General features: G+C 72.1%; 16 protein-coding genes and 1 tRNA gene. 7 read left to right on the forward strand and 10 right to left on the reverse strand.

The window, feature by feature from the left end; translation table 11 throughout:
• The first annotated feature begins 62 nt into the window (after positions 1 to 62).
• The 4 genes from ACZ6TV_RS16265 to ACZ6TV_RS16280 are packed head-to-tail and all read left to right on the forward strand — an operon-like array spanning position 63 to position 3,687.
• Positions 63 to 656: an RNA polymerase sigma factor gene (locus ACZ6TV_RS16265; RefSeq protein ID WP_465297957.1), complete on the forward strand. Its 594-nt coding sequence runs from the start codon at positions 63 to 65 to the stop codon at positions 654 to 656.
• Positions 646 to 1,947 (forward strand): hypothetical protein, encoded by a 1,302-nt coding sequence (locus ACZ6TV_RS16270; RefSeq protein WP_465297958.1) that lies wholly within the window; start codon positions 646 to 648, stop codon positions 1,945 to 1,947. Before ACZ6TV_RS16265 ends, ACZ6TV_RS16270 begins: the two co-directional genes overlap by 11 nt.
• 50 nt (positions 1,948 to 1,997) lie before the next feature.
• Positions 1,998 to 2,504, forward strand: a complete 507-nt coding sequence (locus ACZ6TV_RS16275) for an RNA polymerase sigma factor (protein ID WP_465297959.1) — start codon at positions 1,998 to 2,000, stop codon at positions 2,502 to 2,504.
• A complete protein-coding gene (locus ACZ6TV_RS16280; RefSeq protein ID WP_465297960.1) occupies positions 2,497 to 3,687 on the forward strand; it encodes a hypothetical protein in 1,191 nt (396 codons plus the stop codon). Before ACZ6TV_RS16275 ends, ACZ6TV_RS16280 begins: the two co-directional genes overlap by 8 nt.
• A gap of 7 nt (positions 3,688 to 3,694) precedes the next feature.
• On the opposite strand, the gene galE is transcribed toward ACZ6TV_RS16280, so the two are convergent.
• Entirely contained in the window at positions 3,695 to 4,666 is a 972-nt protein-coding gene (gene galE / locus ACZ6TV_RS16285) for a UDP-glucose 4-epimerase GalE (protein WP_465297961.1), read from the reverse strand.
• An 85-nt stretch (positions 4,667 to 4,751) separates the two neighbouring features.
• Here galE and ACZ6TV_RS16290 point away from each other — a divergent pair, with 85 nt between their 5' ends.
• A complete protein-coding gene (locus ACZ6TV_RS16290) occupies positions 4,752 to 5,534 on the forward strand; it encodes a hemolysin family protein (protein ID WP_465297962.1) in 783 nt (260 codons plus the stop codon).
• Positions 5,535 to 5,546: 12 nt separating this feature from the next.
• Here ACZ6TV_RS16290 and cysN read toward each other — a convergent pair whose 3' ends face one another.
• The 9 genes from cysN to ACZ6TV_RS16335 all read right to left on the reverse strand — a co-directional run bounded on the left by cysN (position 5,547) and on the right by ACZ6TV_RS16335 (position 15,146).
• The gene (gene cysN, locus ACZ6TV_RS16295) at positions 5,547 to 6,836 is read right to left on the reverse strand and encodes a sulfate adenylyltransferase subunit CysN (protein WP_465297963.1); all 1,290 of its coding nucleotides are present in this window, start codon (positions 6,834 to 6,836) and stop codon (positions 5,547 to 5,549) included.
• 2 nt (positions 6,837 to 6,838) lie between these two features.
• On the reverse strand, positions 6,839 to 7,747 hold the full coding sequence (gene cysD / locus ACZ6TV_RS16300) for a sulfate adenylyltransferase subunit CysD (protein ID WP_465297964.1): 909 nt from the start codon (positions 7,745 to 7,747) through the stop codon (positions 6,839 to 6,841).
• A gap of 19 nt (positions 7,748 to 7,766) precedes the next feature.
• A complete protein-coding gene (locus ACZ6TV_RS16305) occupies positions 7,767 to 8,606 on the reverse strand; it encodes an inositol monophosphatase family protein (protein ID WP_465297965.1) in 840 nt (279 codons plus the stop codon).
• On the reverse strand, positions 8,606 to 10,792 hold the full coding sequence (locus ACZ6TV_RS16310; protein WP_465297966.1) for a sugar transferase: 2,187 nt from the start codon (positions 10,790 to 10,792) through the stop codon (positions 8,606 to 8,608). The genes ACZ6TV_RS16305 and ACZ6TV_RS16310 overlap by 1 nt, the downstream gene beginning before the upstream one ends.
• Positions 10,793 to 10,926: 134 nt before the next feature.
• Positions 10,927 to 11,514: an aminoacyl-tRNA hydrolase gene (gene pth / locus ACZ6TV_RS16315; RefSeq protein ID WP_354789509.1), complete on the reverse strand. Its 588-nt coding sequence runs from the start codon at positions 11,512 to 11,514 to the stop codon at positions 10,927 to 10,929.
• A gap of 67 nt (positions 11,515 to 11,581) precedes the next feature.
• Complete coding sequence (locus ACZ6TV_RS16320) at positions 11,582 to 12,220, reverse strand: 50S ribosomal protein L25/general stress protein Ctc (protein WP_465297967.1); 639 nt, start codon at positions 12,218 to 12,220, stop codon at positions 11,582 to 11,584.
• A 324-nt stretch (positions 12,221 to 12,544) separates the two neighbouring features.
• Entirely contained in the window at positions 12,545 to 13,525 is a 981-nt protein-coding gene (locus ACZ6TV_RS16325) for a ribose-phosphate diphosphokinase (RefSeq protein ID WP_465297968.1), read from the reverse strand.
• Positions 13,526 to 13,557: 32 nt separating this feature from the next.
• On the reverse strand, positions 13,558 to 15,027 hold the full coding sequence (gene glmU / locus ACZ6TV_RS16330) for a bifunctional UDP-N-acetylglucosamine diphosphorylase/glucosamine-1-phosphate N-acetyltransferase GlmU (RefSeq protein WP_465297969.1): 1,470 nt from the start codon (positions 15,025 to 15,027) through the stop codon (positions 13,558 to 13,560).
• 44 nt (positions 15,028 to 15,071) lie between these two features.
• Positions 15,072 to 15,146, reverse strand: a tRNA-Gln gene (locus ACZ6TV_RS16335).
• Between the two features lie 207 nt (positions 15,147 to 15,353).
• On the opposite strand from ACZ6TV_RS16335, the gene ACZ6TV_RS16340 reads away from it, so the two are divergent.
• Together ACZ6TV_RS16340 and ACZ6TV_RS16345 are read left to right on the forward strand one after the other, a co-directional pair.
• Positions 15,354 to 16,346: an acyl-CoA desaturase gene (locus tag ACZ6TV_RS16340; protein WP_465297970.1), complete on the forward strand. Its 993-nt coding sequence runs from the start codon at positions 15,354 to 15,356 to the stop codon at positions 16,344 to 16,346.
• Between the two features lie 74 nt (positions 16,347 to 16,420).
• Positions 16,421 to 17,023, forward strand: coding sequence for a TetR/AcrR family transcriptional regulator (locus ACZ6TV_RS16345; RefSeq protein WP_354789530.1), 603 nt, complete (start codon positions 16,421 to 16,423; stop codon positions 17,021 to 17,023).
• The last annotated feature ends 9 nt before the right edge of the window (positions 17,024 to 17,032 follow it).

The following is a 17,032-nucleotide window of genomic DNA, read 5'->3' on the forward strand; positions in this document are numbered from 1 at the left end:
CCACAGCGGTGGCGCAACCGGGAGCACGACACAGAGGTCTTCATCGGTGAGGGGGTGACGGGGTGGGTGAAGAGCTCGAGGCGCGCGAAGCCGTCCGTGACGCATATGAGGCGCACTACCGGCGACTGGTCGCTGCCCTCTACGCGCTCACCGGCGACCACGCCGAGGCCCAGGACCTGGTCCAGGAGGCCTACGCGCGCGCCCTCGCCCGGCCCCGGCAGTTCCTCGACGTCGCCGACCCCGAGGCGTGGTTACGCACCGTCGCGATGAATCTCGCCAGGACCCGCTGGCGGCGCCGCCGCCTGTTCGACACACTGGTCCGCAGCGGGCGGGTCGCCCGTCCGGTGGAGAGCGTCCCCGGCGTCGACCCGAACCGGGTCGCCCTCGTCGCCGCGCTGCAGCAGCTGTCGCAGGCGACGCGGGAGACGATCGTGCTGCACCACCTGGCCGACATGTCCGTCCACGAGGTCGCCGACGCCCTCGGTGTGCCGGTCGGCACGGTGAAGGCGCGCCTGTCACGCGGCCGCGCCATGCTCGCCGCCCTGCTCAGCGACACCGAGGCCGACCCCAGGATCGACTACCGGGCCGACGCGCCCCGCCGCCGTCCCGCGCCGCTGGCCCAACCCGACGTCCAGGAGGTGCGGGATGCGCCCTGACCTGGACTTCCGCACCCTTCGCGCGCAGGTCGAGTCGGCGACGTGGATGCCCGACTTCAGCCTGCTGTACCGCCGTGCGGGCCGGGTCCGCATGCGCGACCGGATGGCCGTCGTCGGCGCCCTCGTCGGCACGCTCGCCGTGTTCGCGCCCGTCGCCCTCGCCGGCGTGTTCGGCCGGCCGACCCCCGCCGCCCTCGGTCCCAACCCCGACATCGGCGACCCCTGGAGCCCGCTGCCGACGGCGTCCGCCCCGCCCAGCGGCTCCTTCGAGACGACCCGGTCGATCCGGGCGGCCGCCGGCGACCTGCCCGGCGGCGTGGTCGCGGCCATCGACATCTGCGACGAGGCGCCCCAGGCCCGCCGGTGCAACCTGCAGGTGGTCATGCTCCGGGTCGAGACCGCGCACCGCCGCGTCCCGTTCGTCACCGACGCGCTGCGCACCAGCCCGCTGGACAAGCTCGACCACGTCGAGCTGGTCCGCATCTCCCCGCAGACGTTCATGCTCAGCGCCGAGGTGAGCGGCGGGTCGCGCAGCAGCGTCAAGTTCCGCATCGACGAGGCCGCCAGGGACCCCGACGCCGGGCCGGTGGCCAGCGGACCGGTCATCGGGCCGGAGACCCGCGAGACGCTCGCCGCCGGCGACCAGGCGGTGCAGCTGGTGCAGTACGGCGACCTGTTCGGCGTCCGGCAGGACAACGGCACCCTGAGTCTGCTCGTCGACCAGCCGCCGATGGCCCGGCGGGCCCTCGTCGGCGACCTGCCGGCCGCGGCCGGCTGGTGGGTCACCGGCACCGACCTGCACACCGGCGCCCCCGCGGTCGCGGTCAGCACCGACCAGGGCCGGCACTGGCAGGCCGTCACCCTCAACGCGCCGCCGGGCATCGACGCGCCGACCGTGACCACCGGCGACGGCGTCACGGCCCACGCGTTCATCCGCTACAGCAAGGGCATCCGGCACTTCCGTACCCGCGACGGCGGCCACACCTGGCAGGAGGTGGGCACCAAGATCGAGCTGCCGCCGCCCCTGAACAACGACGGCGCCCTCAACGGCCGTCCCTTCGGCGCGACGGTCCGCCCGGACCGGTCCGTGGTGCTGTGGATCGAGGGCAGCTCCGAGACCGTCTACCTGGACAGTCCCGACGGCGAGCGCTTCGGGATCGTCGCCGGGCCGGGCGGCCCGATCGACACCGTCAGCAACGGCTACGCCTCGCTCGGCGGCCAGCCCCGGCTCTCCGTCGACGGCCGCGAGTGGCCCGCGGCGACGATGTCCGGGACCATGCTGCCCAACTGATCGCCGTTTTTCGTGGGAACCACCCGCCGGGCTCGGGGATCGTGAGCGGTGTGAGCGAGCTCGAGGGGGTCTACCACGCCTGTTACCGCAGGCTGGTGACGCAGCTCTACGCGTTCACGACCGACCTCACCGAGGCCCAGGACGTGGTGCAGGAGGCGTTCGCCCGCGCCGCCGCCCGCCCCGGCGGCTTCACCGGCATCGAGAACCCGGAGGCGTGGCTGCGCACCGTGGCGGTCAACGTCGTCCGCCGCCGCTGGCGCCGGCGGAAGCTGCTCGACCTGATCCTGCTCCGCGAGCGCGCCGTCCAGCGGCACGTCGAGGCCGGCCCCTCGCCGGAGCGCACCGACCTGACCGAGGCCCTCGACGCCATCCCCCGCAGCTACCGGGAGGTCATCGTGCTGCACTACTACGCCGACCTCAGCGTCGAGGAGATCTCCGCCGCGCTCGGCGTGCCGTCCGGCACCGTCAAGTCGCGGCTGTCCCGCGGGCGGGCCGCCCTCGCCGAGCGGCTGCCCGGCTACCGCCCCGCACCCGCGACGGAGGCGCGTCATGCCTGACGAGCTGGAGACCCTGCTGCGCGCCCAGCGGCTCGACTTCGCCCAGCCGCCGCTGGCCGCGATCACCGCCCGGGCCCGCGTCCTGCGCCGCCGGCGGCGGGCCGTCCAGGCCGGCGCGGTCGCCCTGACCGCGCTCGCCGTCGCCGTGCCCTTCCTCGGGAAGGCCCCCGGGAAGACCCCGGACCCGCAGGTGGCGGCCTCGTCGCCGGCGCCCGGCGCGGTCTACACCGGCGGCGGCATCACCGTCAACGGCCTGCCCGGCCAGCCCAGGGACCTGCCCGGCAACGTCGAGGACGTGGAGTTCGTCGACGCCGACCGCGGGTTCATGCTCACGGTCGGCTGTGCCGCCGCCTGTACGGCCTGGGTCAGCGCCACCACGGACAGCGGCCGGACGTGGAGCACCGCCCGTGCGCCCGGCGCGTTCGAGGCGCCCCCGGCCGCCGCGCTGCCCTCGCTGGTCGTCACCGGGTCCCGGATCACCCTCGTCGGCGCGGACGGCACCCGGGCGAGCAGCACCGACGGCGTGGCCTGGGACACCGCGTCCGGCGCCCCGGCCACGCCCGGCACCGCGCTGCCCGGCGACGCCCGGCTGCTGCTGCTCGGCGGGCGGGTCGCCGCGCTGCGGCACGACGGCACCGCCCTGGTCGAGCCGCCGGCCCAGCCGCCGATCACGGTCGACTGGGTGTCGCCGGTACGCGCGGGCGACGGCTCCTGGTGGGTGGGCGGCTCGGCGGCGGGCCACCCGGCGGTCGCCGTCTCCCGGGACGGCGGCGCCACCTGGACCCCGCGCACCTTCCCGGGCTCCGGCACCGCCCGGGTGTCGTTCCTCGGCCGGGACGTGTACGTGGCGCTGCGCGACCCGCGGACCACCCCGGCCGGGCTGACCGGGGTGGCGGGCTCCACGGACGGCGGCGTCACCTTCGACGATCCCCGGCCGGTGAGCGGCACCTCGATCGGCGGTGACCTGGTGCCGCTGCTGGACGGCCGGCTGCTGATCGTCGACGGCGCCGGGCACTGGCTGGCCTCCGCCGACCGCGGCGGCACCTGGCAGCAGATCTCCGGGCTGCACCCGACCGACCACCTCACCAGGACGCAGACCGGGTGGATCGCCTACAGGATGTCGGCGATCTACACGGCCCACTCGGTCGACGGCAGCACCTGGCAGAAGCTCGACGCCCAGTGACGGCAGGTCAGCTGCGGATGAAGTCCCAGGCGTCCTGGACCATCGTGGACAGCTCGGCGAACCGCGGGGTCCAGGCCAGCTCGGACTTCGCCTTGTCGGAGGCGGCGACCAGCTGAGCGGGGTCGCCGGGCCGGCGGGGCGCCATCTCGACCGGGATCGGGTGGCCGGTGACCTCGCGGACGACCTCGACGACCTGCCGGTTGGAGAAGCCGGTGCCGTTACCGAGGTTGAAGACGCGGTGGCCCGGGCCGTCCATGGTGCCCAGGGCGAGCAGGTGCGCCGCGCCGAGGTCGCCGACGTGGATGTAGTCGCGGACGTTGGTGCCGTCGGGGGTGGCGTAGTCGTCGCCGAAGAGCTGCAGCTTCTCCCGGCGGCCGAGGGCGACCTGCAGCGCGATCGGGATCAGGTGCGTCTCCGGGTCGTGCCGCTCGCCGATCATGGAGCCGTCGGGGCGGCGCAGGGCGCCGGCGACGTTGAAGTAGCGGAGGCTGACGGCGGAGATGCCGTGCCCGACGGCCTCGCCGGTGAGGGCGTGGTCGGCGGCGAGCTTCGAGGTCGCGTACGGGTTGGGCGGGCGCACCGCGGCGGTCTCCGGGATCGGCACGACGTCGGGGTCGCCGTAGACGTTGGCCGTGGAGGAGAAGACCAGGCGGCGGGTGCCCGCAGCGCGCATCGCGTCCAGCAGCAGCAGCGTGCCGACGGTGTTGTTCTCCCAGTACTTCTCGGGCTTCTGCACGCTCTCGCCGGCGGCGATGAACGCGGCGAAGTGCAGCACGCCGTCGAACGCGGCGTCGCGGGTCAGCACGTCGCCGATCGCGTCGTGGACCCGCCCGCGGACGAAGACCGCGCCCTGCGGCACGGACGACTCGTGGCCGGTGGAGAGGTCGTCGAGCACTGTGACGTCGTGACCGGCGTCCAGCAGCAGGGCGGTGACGACGCTGCCGATGTAGCCGGCGCCCCCGGTGACGAGCAGTTTCACGGCGTTCCTCCAAAAGTCATCAGGAACCAACAAATTTACACGTCTGCAGTGAACATCGCGGTGCCCGCCGCCTACAATTCCGTGCATGCCGGAGCGCGCCCCCGGAACTATCAGGCAGACCGTGGCGGGTGTGCTGAGCCGCTGGGCGCAACGCCTTCACGCTACCAACGAGCCCTCCGACGTCAGCGAGGCCGAGCTGCGCACGCTGATCGCCGGCGGCACGGGCACCGGCCACGTGCGCGAGGTGATGGTGCCGCGCACCGAGGTGCTGTTCCTGGACGCGGGCCTGACGGTCGCGGAGGCGGTGGCGGCGGTGCGGGCCACCCGGCACTCGCGGTTCCCCGTGATCGACGGCGACCAGGACGACGTGCTCGGCTTCGTGCACGTGCGCGACCTGACGCTGCTGCCGGCCGTCGACCCGTGCCTGCGGCTGCGCGAGCTGACCCGTGAGGTGAAGCGGCTGCCGGCCAGCAAGCGGGTCCTCGCCGCGCTGTCCGAGATGCGCCGGGAGCGGCACCAGCTGGCGGTCGTCATGGACGAGTACGGCGGCACCGCGGGCATCGTGACCCTGGAGGACCTCATCGAGGAGCTCGTCGGCGAGATCCACGACGAGTACGACGCGCCGCCCGGCCCGGTGGAGTCCGCGGAGGTCGACGGCCGGATCAACCTGACCGACCTCGCCGAGCGGACCGGGCTGGCGCTGCCGAGCGGGCCGTACGAGACGGTGGCCGGCTTCGTGATGGCCCGCCTGGGCCGGCTGCCGAGGACGGGCGACGAGGTGCGGCACGACGGCTGGCACCTGCGCGTCGGCACGGTCGAGGGCCGCAGGGTGGCGCGGGTTTCAGTCATCCGCCCGCGCCAGCCATAGGTGAAGCGAAGCTCAGCCGGCCTCGATGATCATGCCGGCGCCGACGGTGCGGTTGGTGCTCTCGTCGATGATGATGAAGCCGCCGGTCGTGCGGTTGCGCCGGTACTCGTCGGCGAGCAGCGGCACCGTGGTGCGCAGCTTGACCCGGCCGATCTCGTTGAGCCCCAGGGACGTCGCCGAGTCGTCGCGGTGCAGTGTGTTGACGTCGAGCCGGTACTGCAGGCCACGGACGACGGCACGGGCCGAGCGGGTCGTGTGCTTGATGGAGTACTTCGCGCCGACCGCCAGCGGGCGGGACTCGTCCATCCAGCAGATCATCGCCTCGATGTCCTGGGCGACCGCCGGCGCGTTGTGCGGCCGGCAGATCAGGTCACCGCGGGCGATGTCGATCTCGTCGGCGAGCCGGATCGTCACCGACATCGGCGGGTAGGCCTCCTGCAGCTCCCCGTCGGCCGTCTCGATGTGCGTGATCTTCGTGGTGAAACCGGACGGCAGGACCATGACCTCGTCGCCGGGCTTCAGCACGCCCGAGGCGACCTGACCGGCGTAGCCGCGGTAGTCCGCGACCGTCGTGGACTGCGGCCGGATCACGTACTGCACCGGGAAGCGCACGTCGACCAGGTTGCGGTCCGAGGCGATGTGCACGTGCTCCAGGTGGTGCAGCAGCGACGGTCCCTCGTACCACGGCATCTTCTCGGACCGGGTGACCAGGTTGTCACCGTGCAGCGCCGAGATCGGGACGACCGTCAGGTCGGGCGCCTCGAGCTTCGCGGCGAACGAGGTGAACTCGTCGGCGATCCGCTCGAACACCTCCTGCGAGTAGTCGACGAGGTCCATCTTGTTGACGCACAGCACCAGGTGCGGCACGCGCAGCAGCGAGCACAGGAAGGCGTGCCGCCGGGACTGCTCGACCAGCCCCTTGCGGGCGTCGACCAGGATCAGCGCCAGGTCCGCGGTGGAGGCCCCGGTCACCATGTTGCGCGTGTACTGGATGTGCCCCGGCGTGTCGGCGATGATGAACTTCCGCCGCGGGGTGGCGAAGTAGCGGTAGGCCACGTCGATGGTGATGCCCTGCTCCCGCTCGGCCCGCAGGCCGTCGGTCAGCAGCGCGAGGTTGGTGTACTCGTCGCCGCGGGAGCGCGAGGTCGCCTCGACGGCCTCCAGCTGGTCCTCGAAGATCGCCTTCGAGTCGTACAGCAGCCGGCCGATGAGGGTCGACTTGCCGTCGTCGACGGAGCCGGCGGTCGCGAAGCGCAACAGGTCCATCTGCCGCTGGGCAGGAGTTTCAACCACGGCGGTCATCTCTAGAAGTACCCCTCACGCTTGCGGTCTTCCATGGCCGCCTCGCTGACCTTGTCGTCGCCGCGGGTCGCGCCGCGCTCGGTGATGCGGGTCGCGGCGACCTCGTCGATGACCTTGTCGATCGTGTCCGCGTCGCTGCGGACCGCGGCGGTGCAGGAGGCGTCGCCGACGGTGCGGTAGCGGACCCGCTCCACGAACGGCTTCTCGCCCGCCTTCAGCGGCAGGAACTCGTTGATCGCGTAGAACATGCCGTTGCGGTCGACGACCTCCCGGTCGTGCGCGAAGTAGATGTCCGGCAGGTCGATGCCCTCGCGGGCGATGTAGTGCCAGACGTCCAGCTCGGTCCAGTTGGACAGCGGGAACACGCGGATCGACTCGCCGGGCGCGATGCGGGCGTTGTAGAGCGCCCACAGCTCGGGCCGCTGGTTGCGCGGGTCCCACTGGCCGAAGTCGTCGCGGAAGCTGAAGACCCGCTCCTTGGCGCGGGCCTTCTCCTCGTCGCGGCGGGCGCCGCCGAACAGCGCGTCGAAGCGGTACTTCTCGACGGCCTCCAGCAGCACCGGGGTCTGGATCCGGTTGCGCATGCCGTCGCCGGACTCGCGCACGAGGCCGCTGTCGATCGCCTCCTGGACGCTCGCCACGATGAGCTGCACGTTGAGCTCGCCGACGCGGCGGTCGCGATACTGCAGGACCTCCGGGAAGTTGTGCCCGGTGTCGACGTGCATGACCGGGAACGGGATCCGGCCAGGCGCGAACGCCTTCTCGGCGAGGCGGAGCATGACGATCGAGTCCTTGCCGCCGGAGAACAGCAGGACCGGACGCTCGAACTCGGCGACCACCTCACGCATGATGAACAGGCTCTCGGCCTCGAGAGCGTCCAGATGCGAGACGCGGTAGGGCGCGCGACTCATGGTTGGCGGAAACCTTTCCCTAGGAAGCGACAGACGCGCTGATCGCGGCCAGCAGCTGAGGCGCCAGTGCCTTCCGACACACCACCAGGTCGGGCAACCGTGGGTCGGGCTGGTTGTATTCCAACGTAGTCCCGTCGATCCGGGAAGCATGCAGACCCGTGGCGACCGCCACAGCGACCGGGGCGGCGGAGTCCCACTCGTACTGACCACCGGCGTGGACGTAGGCGTCGACAGCGCCGTCGATCACCGCTGCGATCTTCGCACCCGCGGAGCCCATCGGCACCAGCTCGATCGGCAGTTGCTCGGCGAGCGCCGCGAGCAGCGCCGGCGGGCGGGTGCGGCTGGCGGCCAGGCGGATCGGCTCGCCCTGCACCCCCGGCATCGGCGGGAACGGCGGCGGGGCGTCGGTGCCGAGGACGCAGTGCTGCGCCGGCAGGGCCACCGCGCCCGCGAGGAGCCGGCCCCAACCGGCGGAGCGCTCCGGCTGCGGGGTGCCGTCACCCGCATACTCGGTGATCCGCGCGGACGTGCGGCCCCACAGGGCGACGTGCACCGCCCAGTCGGCGCGGCCGTCCTCGCCGAACTCGCGGGTGCCGTCGAGCGGGTCGACGATCCAGACCCGGTCGGCGCCCAGCCGGGTGGCGCTGTCTGCGCCCTCCTCGGACAGGACCGCGTCGGCCGGGCGCCAGCGCTCCAGCTGGGCGACCAGCAGCTCGTGCGACAGCCGGTCACCGGCCTTACGCAGGGCCGCCGGGTCGCCGTAGCCCATCTCCTCGCGCAACTTGAGCAGCAGATCGCCGGCACGCTGGGCGAGCCAGCGGGCGAACCCGCCGTCGGTGGCGGGTGGCAGATCGGTCATCAGTACGCTCCAGCCCCTCGGGTCACCGCGCTCAACGTCCGCAGCATGATCACCAGGTCGAGCGACAACGACCAGTTCTCCACATACTGCAGGTCGAGGCGGACCGCTTCGTCCCACGATAGGTCCGACCGGCCGGACACCTGCCAGAGGCCGGTCATCCCGGGCCGCACGGCCAGCCTGCGCCGGGCGTCGTCCGGATACACGGCGACCTCCTCCGGCAGCGGCGGGCGCGGCCCGACCAGTGACATGCTTCCCCCGAGCACATTGAGCAGCTGGGGCAGCTCGTCGAGCGAAAACTTGCGCAGAAACCGTCCGACGCGGGTGACCCGTGGGTCGTTGCGCAGTTTGAACAGCGCGCCGTCGACTTCGTTGAGGTGCCGCAGCTCGGCGAGGCGGGCTTCGGCGTCCGTGTGCATGGTGCGGAACTTGACGATCACGAACTCATGGCCGTCTTTTCCAACCCGTACTTGACGAAACAGTACCGGCCCTTTGGACTCCGCGCGAACCGCGAGCGCCAGACCAGCCAGAAGTGGACTCAACGCGACCAGGAGCACGACGGCGCCGACCCGGTCGACGACCGCCTTGAGGACCCGCCGCGCGCCGGTCAGCGTGGGATGCTCCACGTGCAGCATCGGCAGCCCGTCGACGGGGCGGATGGTCGTACGGCTGCCGGCGACGTCGATCAGCGTGCTGGCCACGATCAGGTCGATGTCGTCGCGCTCCAGCCGCCACGCGAGCCGGCGCAGCGCGTGCCCGTCCAGCTCGTGGCACGACAGGACCAGCACCGTGTCGGCCCTCGCCCGGCGGACCGCCCCGGCGATCTCGTCGAACGTGCCCAGCACCGGCACGCCCTGCACGCTGCCCTCGGCGGCGAGGCAGGCACCGACGACCTTCAGGCCGTGATACCGCTCCCGGCACAGCTGCCTGGTCATCGCCTCGACCGCCAGCTCGTGCCCGACCACCACGACCCGCCGCATGCAGGCACCGCGCGTCTTGCGGGCCCGGTGCAGCAGCTGGCGCAGCACGAACCGGGCGGCCAGGCAGCCGAACGTCACCAGTGGCAGGGCGAGGGCGAACCAGCCCCGGGCGATCTCGATCTCCGCGGCGTAGGCGCCGACGATGGTGGCGGCGGTCAGCGCCAGGCCGGCCCGCAGGACCCGCTGGTACTCGTCGGTGCCGACAAACAGGTAGCGCTTCTCGTAGGCGCGGTTCGCGGCGAGGGTCGCGGTGAAGGCGACCGGCAGGAGCGCGGACAGCAGCGCGTACCGGCTGTTGTAGTTGGTCAGCACCGAGCCGAAGCGGACCTCGAACGCGAACAGCCCGGCGAGGACCCCGATCACGGTGTCGATCAGCAGCAGGGTCCGCAGGTAGCGCCCCTCCCACGCCCACCGGGCCCGGTGCCGGGGTGCCCTGGTGGGCTCCAGCGGCGGTTCGAGTGGTTTCGCCGCCGGTACGAACGTGGCGGCGCCGGCGACCGCGTCCTCCACCTCGGCTTCGAGCTGGGGGGAGACGTGCGCGGGCGGGACGGGCCGGCCGGGGGCCGGCGAGACGGGGGCGGCCGCGGTCCGGGCCGCCGCGGACGGCGTGCGCTCGGGCCCCTTCGCGACGGTGCCACCCATCGGGCTGGGCCGCCGCCTGACCACCTGCCGCTCGGCCGGCTCGGCGGTCTTGACCCTGACCTCGGCCGCCGGCTCGGCGGCCCTGACCTTGACCTTGGTCGCCGGCTCGGCGGGCCTGGCCGGCGCCGCGGGCTCGGCGGGGCGCTGCAGGGTGTTGCTCAGCCGCTCCGGGCGGCGCAGGCCGGCGGAGCGCTCCTCGCGGCGGGCGCCGGCCGGGCGCTCCTGCCAGCGCAACCCGCCAGGACGCTCGCCACGGGCACCGGCCGGGCGCGACTGCCGGGCCACGACCTCGTGATCCTCGTTTCGCGCTCCGAAAGGCCGATCACGGACGGAGCGGGCAGGCCCGTCACCGGCGGCGTCCGAGCCGCCGGCGCCCAGCGCCGCGTCCTCGTGATCCTCGTTCCGCGTCCCTGCGGGGCGATCACCGTTGATCAGCGCGTCGGTGCGGGAAGCACGGCGGACGTCGCCGGTGCGCTCGCCGCGGCGCAGGCCGCCGGGGCGATCCTCCGGACGCAGGTGGGCCGGACGGTGGAAGCCGTCCCGCGTACGCCCGCTGTCGACAGCCACGCCCGCCTCCTCAAGTCCGCCTTCTTTGCAAAAGGTGCGACTTGGAGTACAACGTGCAACTCGGACATGCGTCACGGCGCCACACGGAGCGGCATGGACGGTTCAGACCGGACGGCCGATGGACAACCGGGCCGTTACGACGCGTGATACTGGTTCTGGGCAGGCTCGAGCCCGCGCTCGATTACCATCTCCACGGCGTCGGCGGCGCGGTCGACGAAGAAGTCGAGCTCCTTGCGCTCCGCCGTGCCGAAGTCGGACAGCACGAAGTCGGCCGGGTTCTGCCGGCCGGGCGGGCGGCCGATGCCGAAGCGCACCCGCACGTAGTCCTTGCTGCCCAGCGACTGCGACATGGACCGCAGCCCGTTGTGCCCGCCCTCGCCGCCGCCCTGCTTGAGCCGCAGCTGCTCGTAGGGCACATCGAGCTCGTCGTGCACGGCGATCACCTGGGCGACCGGCACCTTGTAGAACTGCGCCAGCCCGGCGACCGGCCCGCCGGACAGGTTCATGAAGGTCATGGGCTTCACCAGCACCACCCGCGGCCCGCCGATGCCGAGGCGGCCCTCGGCGACGTCGGCGGCGACCCGGCGGTGCCGGGAGAAGCGCAGCCCGGCCCGCTGGGCGATCAGGTCGGCGACCATGAAGCCCACGTTGTGCCGGTGGCGCGCATACTCCGGGCCGGGGTTGCCCAGCCCGACGATCAGCCAGGGCGCGGTGTCCGTCATGACGTCCCCTCATACGGCAAGGTCGCGGACGCCCGGCAGGGGCATCCGCGACCTTGTGCGAAACGGATCAGGCGTCGGCCGGCTCCGGCGCCGCCTCGGCCTCTTCGGTCTCCTCGGCGGCAGCGGCGGCCTCGCCGGTCTCACCCTCGAGCGCCTCGGCGGTCGGGGCGGCGGAGATGACGGCGACGATGGTCTCGGCGTCGGCGGCCAGCTCGGCGCCGGCGGGCAGCTTGACCTGGCCCGCGGTCACGTGGGTGCCGGCCTCGAGGCCGTCGATCGAGGCCTCCAGGAACTCGGGCAGCTTGGTCGCGTCGGCCAGGACGGCGAGCGTGGTGTTCTCCACCATGACGAGCGTGTCGCGGGCGGCCTCACCGGTCAGGTGGACCGGGATCTCGACAGTGACCTTCTCGCCGCGACGCACGATGAGCAGGTCGATGTGCTCGTAGGTGTCCTTGATCGGGTCACGCTGGATGGCCTTCGGCAGGGCGAGCGCGGTGCCGCCGCCGGAGATCTCGATGTTGAAGATCTGGTTCTTGCCGCCGTGCCGGATGGCGGCGGCGAACTCGCGGGCGGGGAGGGCGATGTGGCGGGGGGCTTCGCCGTGGCCGTACAGCACGGCGGGCACCTTGCCGGCCCGGCGCGTGCGGCGGGCACCACCCTTGCCGAACTCGGTGCGGGGCTCGGCGCTGATCTTTACCTCGGACACGGCAAAAACTCCTGATGCGGTTGTGCGGCGGGCACCGGCCGGCGCGACCGGTAACAGTTGTCGTGGTGCGGCGCTCGGGCGAGGAGGCGCACGGGGCACAGGCCCGGAGCACCGCGTCGATCACGGAGCCCGATGGCCGTCATGCTGACCCGGCGACCGGCTTCGCGGTGGTCACTGGATCGCACGCCCGGCCCTTGGAGCACCCTCGCCGTGGCAACCGCACTAGCTTACCCGAGACTCCTGAACGCCCTCACACTGCACCCGTCCGGTTGTCCAGATCACGCGCCTGTGTCAACCGGACGGGCCGACGGGTGTGCCGGAGGATCAGGACAGACCGCCGAAAAGGGTCGTGACCGACCCGTCGTCGAACACCTCGCGGATGGCGCGGGCCAGCAGCGGGGCGATCGAGAGCTGGGTGATCTTGTCGACCTTCTTGTCACCCGGCAGTGGCAACGTGTTGGTCACCACGACCTCGCTGATCCGGCTGGCGTCGAGGCGGTCGCAGGCAGGGTCGGACAGCACCGCGTGGGTGGCGGCGACGATGACGTCGGCGGCACCCTCCTGGAAGAGGATGTCCGCGGCGCTGACGATGGTGCCGCCGGTGTCGATCATGTCGTCGACGATCAGGCAGACCCGGCCCTCGACCTCGCCGACCACCCGGTTGGCCACCACCTGGTTGGGCTTGAGCGGGTCGCGGGTCTTGTGGATGAAGGCGAGGGGGCAGCCGCCGAGGCGGTCCGTCCAGCGCTCGGCGACCCGCACCCGGCCCGAGTCGGGCGCGACGACGGTGATCGGGCGCCCGGCGTACTTGGCGTCGATGTGGTCGGCGAGGGTGTTCATCGCGAAGAGGTGGTCGACCGGGCCGTCGAAGAAGCCCTGGATCTGCGCGGTGTGCAGGTCGACGGTGAGGATCCGGTTGGCGCCGGCCGTCTTGAGCAGGTCGGCGACCAGCCGGGCGGAGATCGGCTCGCGGCCGCGGTGCTTCTTGTCCTGCCGTGCGTAGGGGTAGAACGGCAGGACGACGGTGATCCGCTTGGTCGAGCCGCGCTTGAGCGCGTCGACCATGATCAGGACCTCCATCAGCCAGTCGTTGATCGGCGCGACCATCGACTGCACGACGAACGCGTCCGAGCCGCGCACCGACTCCCGATACCGGATGAAGATCTCGCCGCTGGCGAAGTCGTAGGCGTCCATCGGCGTCGGCTCGACACCGAGCACCGCCCCGATCTCCTCAGCGAGCGCGGGAAACCCCCGGCCGGAGAAGAGCATGAGGTTCTTGCGGTTCTCCGAACTGATGCTGGCCATTGGGTTGCCCGCTCCCGATCTCGTGGTTGGGCTCATTGTTCGTCGCGCGGTCCCTCGTCGGCCACTTGACCGGCCCCGACGTGGTTTTCTTCACGTGCGAGGGCGTCGCGCGCGGCCTGCGCGGCGGCTGTGCCCGGCCGCCTGCGCTCCACCCAGCCCTCGATGTTGCGCTGGTGGGCCCGGGAGACGCCGAGCGCGCCGGGCGGCACGTCCTTGACGATCACGCTGCCGGCGGCCGTGTAGGCACCGTCGCCGATGTGCACGGGCGCGACGAACATGTTGTCCGCACCGGTGCGGGCGTGGGCGCCGATCACCGAGCGGCGCTTCTGCACGCCGTCGTAGTTGACGAAGACCGTCGCGGCGCCGATGTTGGTGCCCTCGCCGATCTCGGCGTCACCGACATAGGACAGGTGCGGGACCTTCGCCCCGTCGCCGACGTCGGCCGCCTTGGTCTCGACGAACGTGCCGATCTTCGACTTGCGTCCGAGCCGCGTGCCGGGACGCAGGTAGGCGAACGGGCCGACCGACGCCTGCGGGCCGATCTCGGAGGACAGCGCGTGCGTCCGGACGACGACGGCGCCCTCCCCCACGACGACGTCGATGAGCGACGTGTCGGGGCCGACGACCGCGCCCTCGCCGACGCGGGTCGCGCCGCGCAGGTGGGTGTTGGGCTCGACGACCACGTCGCGGGACAGGGTGACCGTGACGTCGATCCAGGTGGTCGCCGGGTCGACGATCGCGACGCCGGCGCGCATCCACTCGTCGTTGATCCGGTCCCGCATGAGCGCCCGCAGCCCGGCGAGCTCGGCGCGGTCGTTGGCGCCGAGGGTCTCCGTGGCGTCCGGAGCACGGTGCGCGACGATCGGCGCGCCGGCCTCGGCGAGCAGGCCGATGACGTCGGTCAGGTACTCCTCGCCCTGGTCGTTGTCCGTGGAGAGCTTGCCGAGCATCTCGCGCAGCCGCTCCGCGTCGAACACGTAGGCCCCGGAGTTGATCTCGCGGATGGCCCGCTGCTCGGCGGTGGCGTCGCGCTCCTCGACGATCGCGGCGAACTCGCCGCCCCGGTTGCGCACGATGCGGCCGAGCCCGGTGGGGTCGGCGACCTCGGCGGTCAGCACGGTGGCGGCGGCCTTGGTGCTCTCGTGCGTGTGCACGAGCGCGCTGAGGGTCTCCGCGCGCAGCAGCGGGATGTCGCCGTTGAGCACGACGACGGTGCCGGTCAGGTCCGGGCTCTCGTCGAGCGCGATGCGCACGGCGTGGCCGGTGCCGCGCTGCTCGATCTGGGTGACCGGCACGGCGGCCGGCGCGATCTGCTCCAGGTGGGCCCGGACGATCTCACCGCCGTGGCCGACGACCACGGTGGCGGCACCGCCGATGGCCTCCTCGGCGGCGGCGAGCACGTGGCCCACCAGGGTCCGGCCGAGCAGCGGATGCAGCACCTTCGGCAGGGCCGACTTCATCCGCTTTCCCTCGCCGGCGGCCAGGATGATCACATTTCGCACGGGCGCGCTCCTCGACGGTGTCGGTGCGCCTCATCGTAGTCAGGTGGCTGGGGTGCCAGGATTCGAACCTGGACTGCGAGGCTCCAAAGGCCTGCGGGCTGCCGTTACCCCACACCCCAAAGATCTGCGTGTGCAGCGTACCGGTTGCGACATTCCGGCTCGTATCGAGGCCGGTTCCCTCACCCCGTCGCCGGTCCGGCCGATCTTGCCGGACGAAGATCACACAAGACCGCGGGTAATCGGCTTGACACAGAGCTCGTATGGCGAACCTACGCTTCCGTAAGTTACGGTGACGTAGGCGTAGCGTCGATCCCCTGAGAGGTACCATGTCCGCTGTACTCCTAGATCCCGTCCCTGGTCAGAGCCCTGAGCGTGGGCCAAAAGCCCTCACCGAGGGCCGCCAGAGCGCCGGGATCCTGGTCGCCCTCTGGGGCTTCGTGGTCCTGCCGTTCGTCGCCATCCTGGCGGCCGTCCCCGTCGCCTGGGGATGGGGACTCACCTGGCTCGACGTCGCCCTCGGCACCGTCTTCTACGTGATCGGCGGGCTCGGCATCGGTTCGGGCTTCCACCGGTACCTCACCCACGGCGCCTTCAAGGCGAACCGCGGCCTGCGCATCGCGCTGACGGTCGCCGGCAGCACCGCGATCGAGGGCAACCCGACCCAGTGGGTCGCCGACCACCGGCGCCACCACGCCTACTCCGACCGCGAGGGCGACCCGCACTCGCCGTGGCGCTTCGGGGAGTCCTTCGGCGGCCTGGTCAAGGGGCTGTTCTACGCGCACGTGGGCTGGCTGTTCCACCGCGAGCTGTCCAACCGGGAACGCTTCGCCCCCGACCTGCTGGCCGACAAGGACATCCGGCGCATCGACAAGCTCTTCCCGCTGATCGTGGCGCTCTCCGCGACGCTGCCCGCGATCATCGCCGGCCTGGTCACCTGGTCGTGGCAGGGCGCGCTGTCGGCGTTCTTCTGGGCGGGGATCGTCCGCATCGGGCTGCTGCACCACGTCACCTGGTCGATCAACTCGATCTGCCACGTCTACGGGGAGCGCCCGTTCGAGACCCGCGACGGCGACAAGGCCAGCAACTTCTGGCCCCTGGCGATCCTGTCCTTCGGCGAGAGCTGGCACAACCTGCACCACGCCGACCCGACCTGCGCCCGGCACGGCGTCGACAAGGGCCAGATCGACATCAACGCCCGGCTCATCTGGATCTTCGAGAAGCTCGGCTGGGCGACCGACGTGCGCTGGCCCAAGCGTGACCGGCTCGATGCGAAGCGGGTCGCCGCCGCCTCCGGCGCGGCTGGCACGATGAGCGGGTGACCGATCCTTCGCAGGAATCGCCGCACGTCCGGCGCTCGACGAGCCCAGTGCCACCGCCGAAGTCCCGGGTGCGGATGTCCGCCGCCCAGCGCCGCGAGCAGCTCATCGCCATCGGACGGGCGCTGTTCGCGGAGCGGGGTTTCGACGCCACCTCCATCGAGGAGGTGGCGTCGCGCGCGAAGGTCTCCAAACCCGTCGTCTACGAGCACTTCGGCGGCAAGGAGGGGCTCTACGCGGTGGTCGTGGACCGCGAGGTGCGCAACCTGCTCGACCGCATCACCAACGCGCTGACCGCGGGCCACCCGCACGAGCTGCTCGAACAGGCGGCCCTGGCGCTGCTGGACTACATCGAGCACGAGACCGACGGCTTCCGGGTCCTGGTCCGCGAGTCGCCGGTGATGTCGCCGACCGGCAACTTCATGAGCGTCCTCAACGACGTCGCGCACCAGGCCGAGCACATCCTCGGCTCGGAGTTCAAGCGCCGCGGCTTCGACCCGAAGCTCGCCGAGCTCTACTCGCAGGCGCTGGTCGGGATGGTCGCGCTGACCGGCCGCTGGTGGCTGGAGGTGCGCAAGCCGCGCAAGGAGGTCGTCGCGGCGCACCTGGTCAACCTGGCCTGGAACGGCCTGTCCAACATGGAGGGCAAGCCCACGCTCGTCACGGGCCAGGGCAAGTAGGACGCACGA

The organism is Dactylosporangium sp. NPDC051087 (genome assembly GCF_055586325.1).